The organism is Ruminococcus sp. BSD2780120874_150323_B10, from assembly GCF_015553695.1.
In the GTDB taxonomy this organism is placed as follows: Bacteria; Bacillota; Clostridia; order Oscillospirales; family Acutalibacteraceae; genus Ruminococcoides; species Ruminococcoides intestinale_A.
In genome coordinates this window covers 1-19,526 of the sequence record NZ_JADNHD010000025.1, presented here as the reverse complement: position 1 = coordinate 19,526, position 19,526 = coordinate 1, and the positions used below count along the sequence as shown (strand labels likewise).

General features: G+C 38.8%; 17 protein-coding genes, 1 tRNA gene and 1 pseudogene. 15 read left to right on the top strand and 4 right to left on the bottom strand.

Features of this window, described 5'->3' with window-relative positions; all coding sequences use genetic code 11:
- The first annotated feature begins 113 nt into the window (after positions 1–113).
- The 3 genes and pseudogenes from I2E21_RS11565 to I2E21_RS12385 form a co-directional block, all read left to right on the top strand.
- A tRNA-Asn gene (locus I2E21_RS11565) sits at positions 114–189 on the top strand.
- Between the two features lie 643 nt (positions 190–832).
- Positions 833–1,942: an acyltransferase gene (locus I2E21_RS11555; protein ID WP_207735346.1), complete on the top strand. Its 1,110-nt coding sequence runs from the start codon at positions 833–835 to the stop codon at positions 1,940–1,942.
- Between the two features lie 103 nt (positions 1,943–2,045).
- Positions 2,046–2,165: pseudogene (locus I2E21_RS12385) on the top strand (transposase); the annotation flags it as partial.
- Between the two features lie 243 nt (positions 2,166–2,408).
- Here I2E21_RS12385 and I2E21_RS11545 read toward each other — a convergent pair.
- From I2E21_RS11545 to I2E21_RS11535, 4 genes are all read right to left on the bottom strand, one after another.
- The gene (locus tag I2E21_RS11545; protein WP_195411423.1) at positions 2,409–2,792 is read right to left on the bottom strand and encodes a hypothetical protein; all 384 of its coding nucleotides are present in this window, start codon (positions 2,790–2,792) and stop codon (positions 2,409–2,411) included.
- A 27-nt stretch (positions 2,793–2,819) separates the two neighbouring features.
- A complete protein-coding gene (locus I2E21_RS11540) occupies positions 2,820–3,020 on the bottom strand; it encodes a TM2 domain-containing protein (protein WP_195411422.1) in 201 nt (66 codons plus the stop codon).
- Between the two features lie 471 nt (positions 3,021–3,491).
- Positions 3,492–3,623: a hypothetical protein gene (locus tag I2E21_RS12500; protein WP_279310073.1), complete on the bottom strand. Its 132-nt coding sequence runs from the start codon at positions 3,621–3,623 to the stop codon at positions 3,492–3,494.
- A 198-nt stretch (positions 3,624–3,821) separates the two neighbouring features.
- Positions 3,822–4,724 (bottom strand): PKD domain-containing protein, encoded by a 903-nt coding sequence (locus I2E21_RS11535; RefSeq protein ID WP_195411421.1) that lies wholly within the window; start codon positions 4,722–4,724, stop codon positions 3,822–3,824.
- A 342-nt stretch (positions 4,725–5,066) separates the two neighbouring features.
- Between I2E21_RS11535 and I2E21_RS11530 the strand changes: the two genes are divergently transcribed.
- The 12 genes from I2E21_RS11530 to I2E21_RS12380 all read left to right on the top strand — a co-directional run bounded on the left by I2E21_RS11530 (position 5,067) and on the right by I2E21_RS12380 (position 19,320).
- Positions 5,067–5,480: a helix-turn-helix domain-containing protein gene (locus tag I2E21_RS11530; RefSeq protein ID WP_177444159.1), complete on the top strand. Its 414-nt coding sequence runs from the start codon at positions 5,067–5,069 to the stop codon at positions 5,478–5,480.
- Between the two features lie 9 nt (positions 5,481–5,489).
- Positions 5,490–6,215 (top strand): ABC transporter ATP-binding protein, encoded by a 726-nt coding sequence (locus I2E21_RS11525; protein WP_195411420.1) that lies wholly within the window; start codon positions 5,490–5,492, stop codon positions 6,213–6,215.
- Positions 6,212–6,964: an ABC transporter permease gene (locus I2E21_RS11520; protein ID WP_243240639.1), complete on the top strand. Its 753-nt coding sequence runs from the start codon at positions 6,212–6,214 to the stop codon at positions 6,962–6,964. The genes I2E21_RS11525 and I2E21_RS11520 overlap by 4 nt, the downstream gene beginning before the upstream one ends.
- 11 nt (positions 6,965–6,975) lie before the next feature.
- Positions 6,976–7,728, top strand: a complete 753-nt coding sequence (locus I2E21_RS11515; protein WP_195411419.1) for a heparan-alpha-glucosaminide N-acetyltransferase domain-containing protein — start codon at positions 6,976–6,978, stop codon at positions 7,726–7,728.
- A gap of 144 nt (positions 7,729–7,872) precedes the next feature.
- A complete protein-coding gene (locus I2E21_RS11510; RefSeq protein ID WP_186935947.1) occupies positions 7,873–9,546 on the top strand; it encodes an FtsW/RodA/SpoVE family cell cycle protein in 1,674 nt (557 codons plus the stop codon).
- A 70-nt stretch (positions 9,547–9,616) separates the two neighbouring features.
- Entirely contained in the window at positions 9,617–11,014 is a 1,398-nt protein-coding gene (locus tag I2E21_RS11505) for a penicillin-binding transpeptidase domain-containing protein (RefSeq protein ID WP_195411418.1), read from the top strand.
- A gap of 30 nt (positions 11,015–11,044) precedes the next feature.
- Positions 11,045–13,918, top strand: a complete 2,874-nt coding sequence (gene secA, locus I2E21_RS11500) for a preprotein translocase subunit SecA (protein ID WP_195411417.1) — start codon at positions 11,045–11,047, stop codon at positions 13,916–13,918.
- A 380-nt stretch (positions 13,919–14,298) separates the two neighbouring features.
- The gene (locus I2E21_RS11495; protein ID WP_186935661.1) at positions 14,299–15,693 is read left to right on the top strand and encodes an NCS2 family permease; all 1,395 of its coding nucleotides are present in this window, start codon (positions 14,299–14,301) and stop codon (positions 15,691–15,693) included.
- A gap of 109 nt (positions 15,694–15,802) precedes the next feature.
- Positions 15,803–17,146 carry a TrkH family potassium uptake protein gene (locus tag I2E21_RS11490; RefSeq protein ID WP_195411416.1) on the top strand — a complete coding sequence of 448 codons (1,344 nt, stop codon included), beginning with the start codon at positions 15,803–15,805 and terminating at the stop codon, positions 17,144–17,146.
- Between the two features lie 12 nt (positions 17,147–17,158).
- A complete protein-coding gene (locus tag I2E21_RS11485) occupies positions 17,159–17,824 on the top strand; it encodes a TrkA family potassium uptake protein (RefSeq protein ID WP_186935663.1) in 666 nt (221 codons plus the stop codon).
- Between the two features lie 50 nt (positions 17,825–17,874).
- Entirely contained in the window at positions 17,875–18,300 is a 426-nt protein-coding gene (gene ruvX / locus I2E21_RS11480; protein WP_022233826.1) for a Holliday junction resolvase RuvX, read from the top strand.
- Positions 18,301–18,915: 615 nt separating this feature from the next.
- Positions 18,916–19,320, top strand: coding sequence for an L-2-amino-thiazoline-4-carboxylic acid hydrolase (locus I2E21_RS12380; protein WP_243240638.1), 405 nt, complete (start codon positions 18,916–18,918; stop codon positions 19,318–19,320).
- Positions 19,321–19,526 lie beyond the last annotated feature (206 nt).

Below are 19,526 nucleotides of genomic sequence, written 5' to 3'. Positions count from 1 at the left end.
CGAACACAGAAGTTAAGCTCAGTGGTGCCGAAAATACTTGGCTGGTGACGGCCCGGAAAGATAGGGAGATGCCAACACAGGCGAAACACCTAATCAGGTGTTTTGCACTATATTCCTCCATAGCTCAGTCGGTAGAGCGCATGACTGTTAATCATGATGTCACTGGTTCGAGCCCAGTTGGGGGAGCCATAACAGAGTAGTTTTTATAGCTGCTCTGTTTTTTGTTATCTAAAAGTTTGTCTAAATTACTATTATAGGCTCAATGTCAATAGTTGGGGTAAACCAAAAAAACAGAATATATGGGCTCTATGTCAATAGTTGGGGTAAACCCGAAAAAGAAGAATTGAAATGAACAAGCGATAGTAAATCAAGCTATCGCTTGTTTTTGCATTTGGTGAGAAATCATATGTAAAATACGGTTACGGAAACGCTTGCCACAGGAGCAACGATATCGACGCTTATAAAGATGAATAAAGATGTGCTTGCCAAAGGCAGGAATATCCTTTATAGGCTGTTCACAATAATCGTGAACCTTATCAGTTAAATTGCCACAGCAGGGACATTTATGAGGTTTTCTTTTTAATCAGCAGTTAATATGGATTGAATTATCAATTTCTTCAACTTTTTTCTATATCAACATCTTGCAATACTAAGAGTTTTTCGGTAAAATATTTGTAGAGCATATTTGTTTCTCCGTTTCTGTTTTCAGATATGCTCTAAGTAAAAGGGGAAAATAAGCAGTAATATTTAATATAAATCAAAAATTAAGGAGAGTTGAATTTTGGAAAAGGGTAGAAATTTGCGTAGCGTTAATACTGACGGAGGGGTGAATTTGCAATTCAAACTTTTGTCGGCAATCGGAATTATCATTATAGTTTCCGGACATTGTTATCATGGCGGAATGGAACTTGCTTATAACTGGTTTCCGCCGTATTCGTATAATTTGGCACTGTTTGTATTTATATCGGGATATTTTTACAAAACCGATTATGAAGAAAATATCGGAAAATACATATGGAAACGCACCAAGCGGCTTCTTATTCCTGCGTATCTGTGGAATATATTTTACGGTGGTATGGTTGCATTTCTCGGTTTGTTTGGATTTACTATAGGTGCAAAGCCTGATTTATACAATCTTTTTGTTATGCCGTTTGTTGACGGTGAGGCTTTTCAATATAACCTCGGTTCATGGTTTGTATATCCGCTGTTTTTGGTTTGTATAATAAATGTGCTGTTCAGAAAATTTTTGAAACTGATTCATCTTGACAATGAATTTATAGTTTTGATAGTGTATCTCGCAATCGGAATGATAGGAATTAACACTGCAATAGAAAATCCGACTGCAATTAACGGTATAGTGAAACTTTTTGTCAGAACAATGTTTTTCCTGCCCTGTTATGAATTCGGTCGCTTTTATAAAGCTGTGCTTGAAAAGAAAGACACTCTCAATAATGTTGCGTACTTTGCAATTATATTTGCTGTACAGCTGATACTTTTAACTTTTTGCGAAAATTTGGAGTACACGCCGTCATCGTTCACTAATTTCAACAACGGTTTTGTAATTCCGTATATCTCGTCAATCATAGCAATTGCATTTTGGCTGAGAGTTTCAAGATTGCTTGTACCTGCCATAGGAAACAGCAAGCTTGTAAGGCTTATAGCTGACAACACATACGGAATTATGGTAAATCAGCTTGTAGGCTTTATGTGCCTAAAATTTGTATTCTACGGATTAAGCTGCATTACTTCAGGCTCATTGTTTGGTGACTTTAATGTTGCATCATTTAAATCAAGTATATGGTACTACTATCTCCCAAACGGTTTGCAACAGTGGGCTTTTGTATATCTTATATTTGGTCTATTTGTACCGATATTAATTAGCATTATTTTAAATAAAATCTGTAATATTGTACACTCTTCTTCTTACTTAAAAAAGATATAGTTCCTCTGAAACAGGACTGTAACAACAGTAAACTTAATTAAAGGAGATGCAATGAAACAAAGGTTACATATCAAGAGGTCTATAGTTATGAATAAAAAAAGTTGTATTTCTGTTCTGCGTGGACGGTCTGACAGGTTTCAGACTGGCTATTGAAGCGGCTTTTCCAAATGCACAAATTCAGCGTTGTATCATTTATCAGATACGCTCAAGCACAAGGTTTCTCTTGTTAAGTGTCGACCTTTTGTGTGTTTGTGTAAAATTAAGTGCATCCATAGTGATGATTTCCTTTCAAATTTAGGTGTGGTAACTTAATTCTACTACGAAATCGTTTCTATGGATATTCTTTTTTATTCTTTCATCTTCATTTTACAATTTGCTAACCATAATTTATTATTGTTACCCCAACATTTAGAATAAAACCATAAAAAGAACAGGTACAATCGGAAATTGATTGTACCTGTCGGTTTTAAAGATTAAGTTTTAAAAGCTCTTTTGCAGTGATGTCAACAAGATGTTCGCATTTCTTTGCATTGTCGTTAATAATCGAATCAAAGCCGAAAGAACTATGATTTTCAGAGTCGGGATAAATGATTTTTTCGATATTATCAAGTCCTGCCTCATATGATTTCTGTATGGAAAATTTATGCGACTTGGTAGATAAACCGTTTTTCATAATCCATACTTGGTTTTGACTGTCAATTGCAGGGAATGTTATAACACTTGCGGCACCGTATTTAGTCAGTGACGGAACACCGGCTGAAAAATGCTTGTCTTTAATTGCTTTGTAAAAACTTTCAATAGAATAGGAATTGTTGGCTTTTATGTTGTTGATCTTAACACATAAAGCCATTAGTAACCCCTTTCATTATGTATAAGATCAGTTTGTACCCCATACATTACCGTCTTTGTCAGTATATTTACCGGCAATAACCATAATAAGGTCAACAAGCCAGCCAATACCGCAAACACCGCCTGTAAGAAGCCAAATTACGCCTGTACCGATTTTACCTGTCAAAAATCTGTGTACACCTAAACCACCAAGGAAAAATGTGATTAAAATTGCACCTGCTTTACTCATAAACAATTACCTCATTTCTTTAATTTTTTGATTGCATATTTTTGTTTACAACTAATATAATACACATTAATGACAAGAATTGCAACTATTTGGCATAAAAGTCAATTTACTGGCAAGAATGGCAGATTAAGGAGAAACGGTGGTATTTGTAAATGATGTTTAACACACAAAGTTTGGTTTAATAAATTCAAAATTTAGGTCAACCCTTTTTAAAGGGTTGCGGGTTTGGGCAGAGCCCATTAAATAATAAAAGCGAACTGATTTGTAATTAAAACAAACAGTTGTAATTATATTGTAGAATAACCAAACTTTAGATTAATCAAGATTTTAATATAAAACAAAAGTAAAGACTAATGAGTGGCAGAAAGTAAGAAAGTTGCACTTTAGCAGTCTTAGAAAAAGATACTCTAAAGGATGCAAAGGTTTTTGTGTGTGGCTAATTTGTCCTTGAAAAGAGGCAAATTAGTAGTTTTAGTAGCGTGCCTTTTCTTTTGTTGCTATCGCAATTTTTATGCTCTCGCCGTTATGTTCAAGCCGCCAAACGGCAAGCCATTTGGCTATCAAAATTTGCGACAGCATAAAGCATTTGTGGGCGTTGCCCACACCCACAACCTTTGAAAAGGTTGACCAAACTTTTATATTCGGGACGGAAAGTTTATCTTTTTCTTTACTTTGTTGCCCGACCGATAATTTTCTAAACCCTAACCCCCAACTTTGACAAATAATAAAAAGCCGACAAACATAGTACAAAACTAAGTTTGTCGGCTGAATTTTTATATCATATTATGCTGTTTCGGACAATCACATTCTTGGTTCTTTAACTTCAAATGTAAATGTTTCCTGTGCGGTTTTGCCGTTTGCATCCTTGACCTCAACGAGTACGGTATGGTCGCCTATTTCTAACGGAGTATTGTTCTCATAATTAAGTTTATGCATATCAATAAAGAAATTATTGTCATCCGAATAATCCTGTACCAATAAACCGTTGTCAAGTGTAAACTTATACTGATAAGGAGCAGTTCCCATAAATGCATTTGCGGTAATTGTTACATTTTTATCGCTCTTACCGATGTAGTCCTTATCTGTATGAATACCCACAATAACAGGATTTTCACTTTCATATGCGTCAACTACCGTATAATTATACAGGGTTTCCTCTGCGCAATCATCAATAGCGTTATAACTCCTTACCGAAACATCATAGCTGCCACTTTCACTAAATGTATAAGTAAATGTGTTTAACTCTGATTTTTGCTGAACAACCTCGCCGTTAATCAAAAATTCATAGCTGAACGGTGTAACGCCCGAATCCATTGTTGCGGTAAATGTTACAGGAGTGCCTGCCATTGCCTTTCCGGAATCATAATCGGCGCAAAAATTACTGATAATGTGTTCCGAAGCAGTAGAATTTCTCTCAAATTCATATGTACCGGCAATATGTAATTGAATAAGTGTAACATCTTCAACATTGGTTACACCGTTAAAATTAACATCGCCTGCATAATTTTGTCTTGGTGACAGTTCCGCATTGCCGGCAAGTCCGTTTTGAAGAAGTGTAACATCATTGATATCAACTTTAAAATTCTCGTCAACATCACCTGTAATTATAGGTCTTACCATCGCAGAAACCGAAAAAGCTTGAGCTGTTCCAAGCATACCTACGATAAGAGCAGTTGAACAAACAACTTTTGTGATTTTTTTCATAATTATTATTCCTTTCTAAACTATACATCTTCACTGATAAAGTAAATATTTGTCGGTAAAGTATCTAATATTTATTTTATCTTATATTTGATTATACTATAAAAACGATGAAAATGTAACTGCAATAATAACAGAAAACAATTTTGTATATTTGTGCATTTTTATTAAATATATGATAAAAATACATTTAAATATATTTGTTGTGAATATTTATCACTGAATTTTTTGAGTTAATAGAGTATGTTTAATTACGCAACTATTCTTTACATCTCTTGTATAATTTAGTTGGTTGTTTATGTAAATTTGCTGTGCTATACTTAGGCTATGAAAGGTGTGAAAAATATGATTGGTATGAATTTAAAGGCGCTGCGCAAAGCAAAGGGTTATTCACAGGAAGAAGTAGCGGAAAAAATTAATGTTTCCCGTCAGTCTGTGGCTAAATGGGAGAACGAAGAGAGTATTCCCGATGTTATAAAATGCAGCGAACTTGCTAATCTTTATGAAATATCGCTTGACGAGCTTGTACACGATAAAATATCCGTTGAAGAGGAATCGACAAATTCGGAGGACGGAAAATATGTTTTCGGCATTGTAAAAGTAGGCGAGCGTGGTCAGATAGTTATTCCTAAACACGCAAGAGATGTTTTTGACATTAAACCCGGAGATAAACTGCTCGTTGTCGGGGATATAAAGCGTGGCTTGGGAATAGGCAAGGTAAGCCGTTCTATTGCAAGCGATTTTGTATTTGAGGAATGAGGCGGTATTATGTCAGCAATAGTAACTAAAAATCTTACGAAAAAATATAAAGATAAAATTGCGGTAAACTCCATAAATCTTTCTATAAATAAAGGCGAAATTTACGGGTTGCTCGGCGTAAACGGTGCGGGCAAGTCGACAACAATAAAAATGCTTTCGTGTCTGATTAAGCCGACAAGCGGTGACGCTGTGCTTAACGGATACAGCATTGTAAATGACAGCGAAGATGTTAAGAGAATTATTAATGTATCACCGCAGGAAACCGCAGTTGCGCCAAATCTGACCGTAAGAGAAAATCTTGAGCTGATAGCTGAAATATACGGCTTTGAAAAAGAAACGGCGGTGCAGAAAGCGCAGAATATGATAGATGATTTTGAGCTTGCGGAAGTTGCAAAGTCAAAGGCAAAAACTTTATCGGGCGGCTGGCAAAGAAGATTGAGCATTGCAATGGCGCTTATAAGCGACCCTAAAATTTTATTTCTTGACGAGCCGACTTTGGGACTTGATGTTTTGGCAAGAAGAGAATTGTGGAATAAAATCAGCGCTTTAAAAGGTAAGATTACGGTAATCCTTACAACTCACTATCTCGAAGAGGCGGAGTCGCTGTCAGACCGCATAGGTATTATGGTAAAGGGAAATCTTGTGGCTGAGGGTACGGCTGACAAACTTAAAAACAGCGTTAATGCCACATCTTTTGAAGACGCTTTTGTAAAAATTGCGGAAGAGGGTAAATGATTATGAAAACTTTAGCTTTTGCGTCAAGAAATGCAAAGGAATTGCAGAGAGATGTTTTAACATCAATTTTCGGTATTGCTTTTCCTATTGTATTGCTTGTTTTGTTGTCGGTAATTAACTCAAGTATTCCGAAAGAGGCACATATGACCTTGTTTGAAATTAAAAATCTTACGGGCGGAATAAGCGCTTTCGGACTTGTGTTTTTGTCGCTTTTTTCTGCGCTTTTGGTTTCAAAAGACAGATGCACGGCTTTTATTATCAGACTTTACGCTTCGCCCCTTAAGCCGAGCGGCTACATACTCGGTTATACAGTACCGCTCATTCCTATGGCTTTATTGCAAACACTTGTTACCTGTTTGTTTGCGCTGATTTTCGGTTTATCTTTTTCGGCAAATATTTTGCTTGCGGCGGTTGTAAGTATTGTTCCTGCTTTTTTATATATTTCAATAGGGCTATTGTGCGGTACGGCATTTAGTGATAAAATGGTAGGTATAATATGCGGTGCGGTACTCACAAACCTGTCGGCATGGCTTTCAAATATATGGTTTGACATCTCGCTTGTGGGCGGTGCATTTCAAAAAATCGCAGAATTTTTGCCGTTTATTCATTGCGTAAATGCTTTAAGGGCAACGCTTGAGGGCAATTATTCGCAGATAATACCCGAATTACTTTGGGTATTCGGATATGCCGCAGTAATTTTTGCTTGTGCTGTATTGCTGTTTAACCGCAGAATGAAACAGGATAAGTAAGGAATTTGCGAATGAACAAGGACACTCTGAAAAGTAAAAAACGATATGACTTAATTGATTCAATCCGTGGCTTTGCCGTTATTAATATGGTTGCGTTTCACGCATTGTATGATATTTTTATAATATACGGCGACGGCTCTGCTTTTACAAACTCATTTTTTGCCGTATGGGAACGCTTTATTTGTGTATCGTTTATTATTATTTCGGGAGTGTCTTTTAATTTTTCAAATCATACGGTCAGAAACGGAATAATAGTGAGCTTATGCGGTTTTGTTGTTACAACAGTTACTGCAATAGCTATACCGAGTCAGGTTGTTTGGTTCGGAATACTGAATTTATTGGGTATTTCAATGCTTATATGTTCGGCACTGAAAGACTTATTTAATGCAATTCCTACTGTAGTGGGTGCAATTTTGAGTTTTATGCTTTATGCCGTTACATACGGAGTTCCGACAGGTTACATAGGATTTTTGGGAATACCGATTATTGAACTGCCGTCTTTTTTGTACGAATATAAATATCTGTCATTCTTGGGCTTTCGTTCGTATGATTTTGTTTCAAGCGACTATTTTTCGATAATTCCGTGGCTGTTTATGTTTGTGTTCGGAATATTTTTATGGCGTATAATAAAGAAAATAAAATGGGAGAAATATTTTTATTTTAAAATTCCCATATTAAATGTAATAGGAAGATACAGTCTTATAATATATCTTTTGCATCAGCCTGTAATAATGCTGATTATGACAATTATTTACGGGTATTAATAAGCAAATAATAGCTTTTTGTAAATAATATTGTGCGGTTGAGGGTCAACCGCCTTTATTTTTATTGACTTTTTTACCAAAATGCGGTATTATGATAAATGTATAACTTTAGCTATGATTACAAGGAGGATGCCTGTGCTTGATATGACGGTAATTTACGATTTAGCCATTGTTGCGTTAAGAATATTAATGCCCGTATATGCTATTATAATTGTATATCAGTGCTATGCTGCAATGCGTCGTCGCAGAAGGCCCGAAAAGCCTCTTGTTACACTTTACAATACAGTTACAGGACTTAAACTTCCTGTTATTTTCTGGGAAAATTCAATCGGCAGAAGCAGGGCAAGCGACATTGTCGTTGATGACCCTGCCGTTTCAAGAAATCATTGCGTTCTTTTGAGAAGAGCCAGCGGCTGGTATATCTGTGATACGGGTTCAAAAGGCGGTACATATGTAAACGGCGAAGAAGCTGTGGGCAGAACCAGAGTGCTTATTGACGATGTTATCAGTGTGGGCAATTCGCAGTTTCAGTTTTTGCGTGGCGAAGATTATGACGAAAATCTCCGTTACAGTTGGTTTTTTAAGAAAGCCAACAACAAGCCTGCAATGAAGTCGTGGAAGCTTATGCTTTTAATCACGCTTTTCCATTTCTTTATGTGCGTAGAGGCGGTATTTTGGCAGGACGGTACCAACAAGTATTCACCGCTCGTACTTTTCGGATGCCTTGCAGTGGCAGAATGGACATTTTTCTTTGTTTCTTCAAAGGTACTTAAAAGGGTGAGTTTTGAACTTGAAAGCCTTGCGCTGTTTTTGACGGGCGTGGGTGTAATGCTGCTTGTGCGGCAGGTAGAGCGGTCGGCTTATGTACAGCTTATTGCCGCAGTTGTGGGAATGGCGCTGTTCTGTGTTATAATCAAGTTTATTGAGGACCCGGACAGAACTTCGTCAACAAAATTAAGATACGGACTTATGATTGCCGCAGTAGGACTGCTCGGTGTGAGTATAGTATTTGGCAAAATAACTTACGGTGCGGCTAACTGGATCAGCATTGGCGGTATTTCGCTTCAGCCGTCCGAAATAGTAAAAATCATATACATATTTATAGGTGCAAACACACTTGACAGATTACAGACAAAAAAGAATTTGTTTGAGTTTATTATATTCTCGGCTGTTTGTGTAGGATTGCTTGCATTAATGGGTGACTTCGGTACAGCGCTCATATTCTTTATGACCTTCCTTTTAATCTCATTTATGCGTTCGGGCGACTTTAAAACAGTAATTCTTGCCATTGTGGCGGCTGTATTCGGTGTGTCTATTGTGTTGCGCTTTAAATCTTATGTTCTCGACCGTTTTAAGGCTTGGGGACATGCGTGGGAATACGCAAATGACTTAGGTTATCAGCAAACTCATGTGCTTACATATATAGCAAGCGGCGGACTTTTCGGCGTCGGCATAGGCAACGGCTTTTTAAAGGGCGTCGGAGCATCGGAGAGTGACCTCGTCTTTGGCTTGGTTTCCGAAGAAATGGGTGTAATTGTTGCAATTACTCTCGCCGTTGCGGTAGCTTGCCTTGTTATCTATGCAAGAGCAATCACAACAAGAAGCAGAAGTACATTCTATTCTATTTCTGCCTGCTGTGCTGCGGGTTTGCTTGTAATACAGCTTTCACTCAATGTTTTTGGCGCAACCGATATTCTTCCGCTTACAGGTGTAACATTCCCGTTCATCAGCTGTGGCGGTTCAAGTGTGCTTTCCTGTTGGGGACTTATTGCATTTATCAAGGCGGCAGACGAAAGAACATATGCGGTGAAAAAATAATCTTACAAAACCGAATGAGGTATTGCTTTGCAGTACCCTCTGAATAAATCAGAGAAAGGACGGTGTTTGAATGAAAAGAGTATTACGGAGAAGTACGCTTATATTTGCGGTTACGGTAGCCTTTATCGGCGGTATGGGCTTTTTCGCCTACAAGCTCGTTGCAAATTCGGGCGATTGGGTAGATCAGCACTATAACTACCACATCGCAGGAACCGACGGACTTGCAAAAGCAGGTTCAATTTATGACCGCAACGGCAATATTCTCGCTCAAAGTGTTGACGGAAAAAGAGTTTATAATGAAAACCAAAGCGTCAGAACTTCGCTTTTGCACACAATAGGCGATAATTCTTCTAATATTTCTACTGCTTTACAGAGCAGATACCGTTCCCAGCTTATCGGATATAATCTTATTTGGGGACTGAATATGCCCGATTCTCTAAGAAAGGGCAATGACATTAATCTTACGGTAGATGCAGACACCTGCGCAGCGGCTTATGATGTATTGTCAGGCTACGGCAAAGACGGTGCTTGCGTTGTATATAACTACAAAACAGGTGAGGTCATCTGTTCCGTAAGTACAAAGGCTTACGATCCGGAAGCGCCTCCCGAAATTACTGAGGAAAACGAAAAAGACTACGAGGGTGTGTATCTTGACAATACTATTTCTTCAACCTATGCGCCCGGTTCGATTTTTAAGATAATTACTTCTGCCTGCGCTGTTGAAAATCTTCCCGACATCTACGACCGTACATGGTATTGTTCGGGTAAGGAAGATATCGGCGGAAGTGATGTAACCTGTGTTGAACCGCACGGTTACATAAACTTTAAAGAGGCAATGTCACATTCCTGCAATATTGTTTATGCGGAACTTGCGGTTGAACTCGGCGAAGAAAAAATGACTGCCACCGCAAATAAAGCCGGCATAAACAGCAGCTTTAAGGTGGATGACAACGAAACCGCAAAGGGAAATTACGATGTAAGCGATGCAAACACAAACCAGCTCGGCTGGTCGGGCGTCGGTCAGTACAATGACAAAGTAAACCCAATGCAAATGGCTGTTATTTGCGGAGCAATCGCAAACGGCGGCAAAACAAAAGAACCGTATATGATAAAGGACGGTTCAATTCTGGGTGTGCTCGGATTGGGCGGCTCGGACAGTACAAACGAACTTTTCAGCAGCAGCACGGCAGAAGCGCTTGATGATATGATGCGCTTTACAATGACCGATTACTACGGCGACGATCTGTTTGGCGGACTTACAGTATGCGCAAAGACAGGTACTGCCGAGGTCGGCGAGGACAAAGGCCCTAACGGTTGGATGGTAGGTTATGCAAAGGACGAGGATTGCCCTCTTGCATTTGCCTGCGTTGTGGAAGACTCGGGTTTTGGCTTTACCTATGCGGGTCCTGTTGTTGAGGCAGCTATGATACAGGCAGCAAAATCACTCGGTGCAGCTGCCGTACAGTAAAAAGAATTTATACCGAAAGGACATTTATATATGAATATTCTCAAAGCCTTGTTTGGCAATTACAGTAAAAAAGAATTAAAGCGAATTCAGCCGATTTGCGATAAGGTGCTTGCACTTGAGGACAAGTATGCGGCTATGAGCGAAAGCGAACTCAAAAATCAGACAGCTGTTCTCAAAGAGCGTCTTGCAAACGGCGAAACTACAGATGACATCTTACCGGATGCCTTTGCTGTATGCCGAGAGGGTGCTTGGCGTGTACTTGGTATGAAACATTATCCGGTACAGATTATAGGTGGTATCGTACTTCATCAGGGCAGAATCGCCGAAATGAAAACAGGTGAAGGTAAAACTTTGGTTGCTACACTTCCTGCATACCTTAACGGTCTTACAGGCGAGGGTGTACATATCGTAACAGTCAACGATTATCTTGCACGCCGTGACTCCGAATGGATGGGCAAACTTTACAGATACCTCGGACTTACCACAGGTCTTATTGTTCATTCACTTGACAACGAGGGCAGAAAAAAGGCATACGAAGCTGATATTACATACGGTACAAACAACGAACTCGGATTTGACTACCTCCGTGATAATATGGTTGTTTACAAGGAGCAGAAAGTACAGCGTGGCCACGCTTACGCAATTGTCGACGAGGTTGACTCAATCCTTATTGATGAGGCAAGAACACCTCTTATTATTTCGGGTAAGGGCGACAAGTCAACAGATTTGTATGCAAAGGCAGATAAGTTTGCCAGAACTTTAAAGGTTCAGCGCTTTGAAGAGCTTGACTCCAAAGAAGATATGGAGGATTACTACGCAGAAAACGACATCGACTATGTTGTAGACGAAAAGCAGAAAACAGCTACACTTACACAGAACGGTGTTAAGAAAGCCGAAGAATTTTTCGGCATTGAAAACCTTACAGACCCGGAAAACCTTACAATTCAGCACCATGTAAACCAGGCTATCAAGGCTCACGGTATTATGAAACTCGATGTTGACTATGTTGTTAAAGACGGCGAAGTTATCATTGTTGATGAATTTACAGGTCGTTTTATGTACGGCAGACGCTTTAACGAGGGCTTGCACCAGGCAATTGAAGCAAAAGAGGGCGTAAAGATTCAGAACGAGAGCAAAACTCTTGCTACAATCACATTCCAAAACTACTTCCGTCTTTACAAAAAGCTTTCAGGTATGACAGGTACTGCTCAGACAGAGGCAGAGGAGTTCCAGGAAATTTACAAACTTGATGTTGTTGAAATTCCTACAAACAAGCCTGTTCAGCGTATAGATCTTCCGGACTCCGTATTCAAGACAGAAAAAGGCAAGTTTAAGAATGTAATCGACCAGGTTGTAGAGGCTCACGAAAAGGGTCAGCCTGTACTTGTCGGTACAATTTCTATCGAAAAGTCGGAAGAACTTTCCAAAATGCTTAAAAAGCGCGGCATCAAGCACAATGTGCTCAACGCCAAACAGCACGAAAAAGAGGCTGAAATCGTAGCACAGGCAGGTAAGCTCGGTGCGGTTACAATCGCAACAAATATGGCAGGCCGTGGTACCGATATTATCCTTGGCGGCAACGCTGAATTTATGGCTAAAGCATCTATGCGTAAGCAGGGCTTTACAGATGAACTTATTGAAGAGTCAACAGGTCACGCAGAAACAGATAACGAGGAAATCCTCAATGCAAGAAAGACATTTGATGAGCTTAACTCAAAATATAAAGAAGAAATCAAAGAAGAAGCTGAAAAGGTAAGAGAAGCAGGCGGTCTTTACATTATCGGTACGGAGCGCCACGAATCAAGACGAATTGATAACCAGCTTAAGGGCCGTGCAGGTCGTCAGGGCGACCCGGGTGTAAGTAAGTTCTTCCTTTCTACAGAAGACGATCTTATGCGTTTGTTCGGCGGTGACAGAATGAAGATGGTTATGGAGCGCCTTAATGTTGAAGATGATATGCCGATTGACGCTAAGTTGATTTCAAATATCATTGACAGCTCACAGGAGAAAATCGAACTCCGTAACTTCGGTATTCGTAAAGATGTACTCCAGTACGACGATGTTCTTAACAAGCAGAGAGAAATTATCTACGGTCAGCGTGATCAGGTTCTTAACGGTGAGGACTTACACGATACTATCTATAAGATGATTGAAGATACAATTGACACAAGCGTTAAGCAGTATCTCCCGGACGGCCCTCGTGAGCATTGGAATCTCCAGAGCCTTAAGGATTATTATAAGGATTGGCTTATTCAGGACGAGAGCCGTTACGACTTTGACCTCGAAGACCTTGAGGATATGGAAGCCGAAGACATTAAGAATATGCTTATCGAAGATGCAAAAGCTATCTATAAAGAAAATGAGGAGCTTTTGCCGACCGAAACTATCCGTGAAATGGAGCGTGTATATCTCCTCAAGAATGTTGATACACACTGGATGGATCACATTGATAATATGGATCAGCTTAAGTCAGGTATCAGACTCCGTTCATACGGTCAGCATGACCCTGTAGTAGAGTACCGTATTGAAGGCTTTGATATGTTCGACGAGATGATTGAAAGCATCAGAGAAGATACAGTTAAGATGATGCTCATTATGCCTAAAAAGGTATATGAGGTTAAAAAGCGTCAGGACGCTATCGAGGCTGCAAAGCGTATGGCATTAAAGCAGGCACAGGCTGCACATCAGGTAGTTTTAAATAACGGCGAAGATGAAGAGCCGAAAGAAAGCCCGATTGAAATTGCTTTAAAGCGTGAGCAGGTTGCTCAGCCTACAGAAACTTCGGGTGACGGTACAGACACAGCCAACAAAACTATCCGTAAAGGCAAAAAAGTCGGCAGAAACGATCCTTGCCCATGCGGCAGCGGCAAAAAATATAAGAAGTGCTGCGGCAAGGATTTATAATTTTTAAAAATCAGCTAAAATAAAAATTCCGATCTTAAAAAGGTCGGAATTTTTTGTTGTCGGTTGTTTTTGAAAGTTTAGGTAATTATGGTTTAGCAAAATATTTCGCCGAGTAATTATAAAAGTTTGGGTTAAGTATTTTTCTACCCATAATCTAATAAAAATTTTTGTAAAATACAGTATATTAAATTATCATATTAATATGTTATTGTATTAATGTTAAAAAATTAACGGAATATTTTATAGTATCCTACAAAAAATTTTTTCCAATCGAAAAAGCATTGACTTTTTGCTCGAAAGGTGTCATACTTTTAGTATTAATGCGGTAAACAATAGTCTTTTGGCTTTTGTATAAAAAATTTAATGAAGGGGTTTTCTAAGTGGAAAAACTATTTAAACTCAAAGAAAACGGTACCGCGGTAAAAACAGAAGTTGTTGCCGGCGTTACCACATTCCTTGCAATGGCTTACATACTTGCCGTAAACCCAAGTATGCTTGGCGCTGCCGGAATGGACTCAAGTGCGGTTTTTGCTGCAACAGCAGTATCGGCAGCATTTGCTACACTTTTTATGGCATTTTTTGCAAACTATCCTGTTGCTCTTGCTTCCGGTATGGGACTTAATGCTTACTTTGCATACACAGTAGTTCCGCAGCTTGCATCACAGGGTATTACAAATCCATGGCAGGTTGCTCTTACAGCAATCCTTGTTGAAGGTATTATCTTTATTATCCTTTCACTTTTCAAATTCCGTGAAACACTTGTTAATAAAGTACCTAAGAACTTAAAACTCGGTATTTCGGCAGGTATCGGTCTTTTCATTACAATTGTAGGTTTAAAGGGTGCAGGCGTTATCGTTTCCGATGCTTACTATGACGGCACAGCTGTTCAGTCATCAACACTTGTAACACTCGGTGACTTAGGTTCCGCAAATGTAGTTCTTGCAATTGTAGGTCTTCTTATTGTAGCCGCTTTGTGGCACTTCAAGGTTAAGGGTTCAATCCTTATCGGCATCATTGTTACTTACATTTTCGGCATTATTGCACAGCTTTGCGGTTGGTATCAGGGCACTTCACTTATTCCTGATTTCTCAAATTATGCAATATTTGCTCCTGTTCAGAATATGGCAACAGAAACTTTATTTAAGTTCGATTTTACTTATGTAGCACAGAATGTAGTAAACTTTGCAGTTATTGTATTTGCATTCCTCTTTGTTGACCTTTTCGATACAGTAGGTACACTTATCGGTGTTGCACAGCAGGGTAACCTCCTCAACGAAAAAGGCGAGCTTCCAAGAGTAGGTAAGGCTTTAATGGCTGACGCCGTAGGTACTTGCGTAGGTGCTTGTCTTGGTACATCAACCGTAACTTCTTATGTTGAGTCAACAACAGGTGTTGCCGAGGGCGGCAGAACAGGTCTTACAGCTATGACCTCAGGTATTCTCTTCCTTCTTGCAATTCCTTTCTACCCGATTTTCCTTGCAATTCCGTCATTTGCAACAGCTCCTGCTCTTGTGTTCGTTGGACTTTTAATGCTTAAGAACATTACTCAAATGGACTTTGAGTCTGACATTGCCGACACAGTTGGCGGTTTCCTTGCAATCATTATGATGCCGTTTGCATATTCAATTGCAACAGGTATTATGTTCGGTATCATTTCTTGGGTTATCCTCAAGATCGTTACAGGTAAAATCAAGCAGATTCACCCTGTTATGTGGGTTGCAGCCGCACTTTTTGTAGTACGAATAGTAACCATAGTTCTTCATATTGCTTCTTAAAAGTCAATATTAAAATTTATGCTCCTGCAAAATACTTGCAGGAGCATTTTTTTGGGTTGTGAATTGTTACATAATATGATACAATAGAATTTAAGGCGGTGAATGCTTAATGATAAGCAAGTTAATATCAAAGCTCGGCTACACGAGATTTATAGCATTGAGCTTTATTCCTGTAATTTTGTTGGGAACTTTCCTTTTGTGCCTGCCGATTTCCTCAAAGACGGGGGAATGGACGAATTTTATTGATTCACTTTTCACATCGGTAAGCGCAACCTGTGTTACGGGATTGATTGTATTTGATACATTTACTCATTGGACTGTTTTCGGACAGATTGTTATTCTGATAATGATTCAGATAGGCGGTCTTGGTCTTATGACGATAATAACAATGATTTCAATATTTTTGCGCAAAAAGATTAATATGCGTGAACGCAAAATGATGATGCAGTCATCGGGCAATACTCAAATTGACGGTACTTTAAAACTCGTTAAGAAAATAGTCGGAGGTACTTTTATTTTTGAGGGAATAGGTGCTGTATTACTTGCTTTTCGCTTTTGTCCGCAAATGGGTATGCTGAAAGGAATATACTACAGTTGTTTCCACGCAATTTCTGCTTTTTGTAACGCAGGCTTTGACCTTATGGGATTTCGCCAACCGTATTCTTCGCTGACTTACTATACAAATGATTACTATGTAAACATAATTATAATGTCGCTTATTGTAATCGGCGGTATCGGCTTTATTGTGTGGAATGACATTTTAAAAAATAAATTTCATTTTTCTAAATATTTGCTTCATACTAAAATAGTTCTTGTTACAACGGCAATTTTGCTTGTCGCAGGCGGACTTGGCTTTTTTATTTTTGAATACAACGGCGAACTTGCCGACAAGACTGTTCCGCAAAAAATTGTAAACGCTATGTTTATGTCGGTAACCACAAGAACGGCAGGTTTTAATACAATTGACCTTTCAAATCTCTCGGATTCCGGCACATTGCTTTCGCTTATTCTTATGCTTATAGGCGGTAGCCCGGGTTCAACGGCGGGCGGCCTGAAAACAACTACAATAGCGGTGGTTGTGATTGCGGTATTTGCAATGGCGAAAGGCGGTGACGATATAAACACTTTTAAGCGCAGAATTGTGTCTGATGTGGTTAAGCAGTCGGCGGTAATTATTTTGATTTATCTCTTTGCGGTTATGCTTTCGTCAATGATAATTTGCAGCGTAGAGGGATTGGGTATGTCGCAGGTATTGTTTGAAACCGCCTCGGCGGCAGGCACTGTAGGAGTGTCAAAAGGCATAACAAACCAAATCTCGGCAATTTCAAAAATAATATTAATGATAATGATGTATGGCGGACGAATCGGCGGACTTTCGCTTGTGCTTGTGTTTGGACAAAGAAAACCCGAAGCACCTGTAAAGCGCCCTACAGAACAGATATTAATCGGTTAAGGAGAAACATTTATGAAGTCGGTACTTGTAATCGGAATGGGAACAATTGGAATTTATCTTGCACGAAAAATGCAGGACCTCGGCAATGAAGTAATGATTGCAGACAAGGACGAGGAACTCATACAGGAGCTTTCACCTGAATTCAACGACGCTTTTTGCGGTGACTGCTCGGCAGACGGAATTTTGAAATCTATAGGAGTTAATACTTTTGATTATTGCTTTGTGACAATCGGTGAGGATTTTTATGCCTCCCTCGAAATTACTTCCATTTTAAAGGAACTCGGTGCAAAGTATGTAATTGCAAAGGCTAAAAGGGCAAGACAGGTTGAATTTTTAAAGAAAATAGGCGCTGACGAGGTTGTATATCCCGACAAAGAGATTGCCGAAAACCTTGCGGTAAGATACAATGCAGACAATATTTTTGATTATATTGAACTCACTTCGGAGTATTCTATCTTTGAAATTCCCGTGGTATCATCGTGGGTTGGAAAAAAGGTAATGGATGTTGATGTTCGCCGTAAACATAAAATTAATATTATTGCGGTAAAAAATGATAATGAACTTAATCTGAACCTTGGCGGCGATTATGTCTTTGATGAAAACGACCACCTTGTAGTGCTTGGCAAATCAAGTGATGTATTCAGTGTTGCATCAGATGTAAAAAGACCGTCACGATAATATGAAAAGGGGAACTCGGCAGGGTTCCCTGTTTTTGAAAGGATGTTAATATGATAATAGCGGCAGTTGATTTGGGAAAAGCAAGAACAGGTATAGCAGTTTGCGATAAGACAGAGTTTTTAGCGTCGCCGCATACGGTAATTTTTGAAAAATCACCCGAAAAACTTTTTGAAAAAGTGAAAGAAACCGTTGTGAATTTAAAGGCTGAAATCGTGGTTGTGGGTCTTCCTAAAAATATGGACGGCAGTGAGGGCGAGAGTGCGCAGAACGCAAGAGCCTTTGCGGAGCGTTTACACAACGAAACAGGGTTGCAGGTGGATTTGCAGGACGAAAGAGGTACTACCATTACAGCCCACAACTTTTTAAACGATACAAATACAAGAGGCAAAAAAAGAAAAAATGTGGTAGACGAAGTTGCCGCAACGATAATTTTGCAAAATTATCTTGATAAAAGAAAGAACAGTAAGAATTATTAATTTATACAATTTGTATTTAACACATCTTTTAACATAAATGTTGAAAACTATGTGGAAAGTGTGAAAAGCTATGTTAAACGACTGTCAAAACTACAACCCTTTTACAAGTAACACCCAATCTTTTACAGAAATGTAACATTTCAACAATTAACGAAGGAGTTTTCAACATAGGTGTTAATACTTGAATGTGGAAAGAATTTGATTACAAATAGTATAAATCTTGTGTCAAGGTATAATTTTCAACAAAAAATTTAAGCGAAAAATTTTGAAATGTAAGGGTTAAAGGCAAATTCAAAAAGGAAAAGAAATCGGCGAATGGAAGATAAAGAACTTGTGTTTGACCGTGAACACCATATATTGTATACGAAGCAGTGCAGGGAGGAAATTTTAAATAAAATTTCTCTGCATTATTCTGCCTAAGATGTTGAAAAAATATTCACAAAGGTTCAGCTTCAGTATATTGAATTTTTAAAAGATTACAGAACGGATTTAGGCGGAAAAAAGAATTTCCACAACGGCGCCGGCGGAAATTACGATTGTATTGCTCTGTTCAGTTATTATGTGGTGTGCAAAGAAAAAACATCTCTTGCGGAAATCGAGGAGATGGAGGGCAATTTGTTTTTACCTGCATTTAAAAATTTGAAGTTTGTCGATTGCAATAAACCGATATATAAAAAGCTGATGTATTGGTCTTTTGCTTTATCTAAAAAGAAGTGCGACAAGTGGGACGATTTTGATATGAATGTAGCTCCGTACAAAAAAGAAGAGCCAATCTATTATGAATTTACAAAATGTCCGATTGCGGATTTTGCAAGGGAACATAATTTGCCGGAAGTGATGCCTGCAATGTGCAATCCCGACTATACCGCTATGGAGCTTATCCATGCAAGACTTGTAAGAAAAACAACCTGTGCAAACGGCTGTGTGTGCGATTATACAATTTGCGGAGATAAGGACGAAGAATATCTCAAACAACACGAAGAATACATAGACGATGAGGGTTACAGGAGAAATAAGTGATGAGATGCATTTCATATACAATGTATTTTTTTAATTATTTCACTTAAGTTTATATGATAACCAATAATTTTCCTAACTTTTGATAAAGCCCTACATTTCAATGGTAAACAAAAAGCACTCTTTGAGAATTGTGGTGACCCCCAAAAGTTAGATTTGAAAGCGTAGTGGCTTTTAGCTGCTACGCTTTTGTTATGCAACTAAGGCAT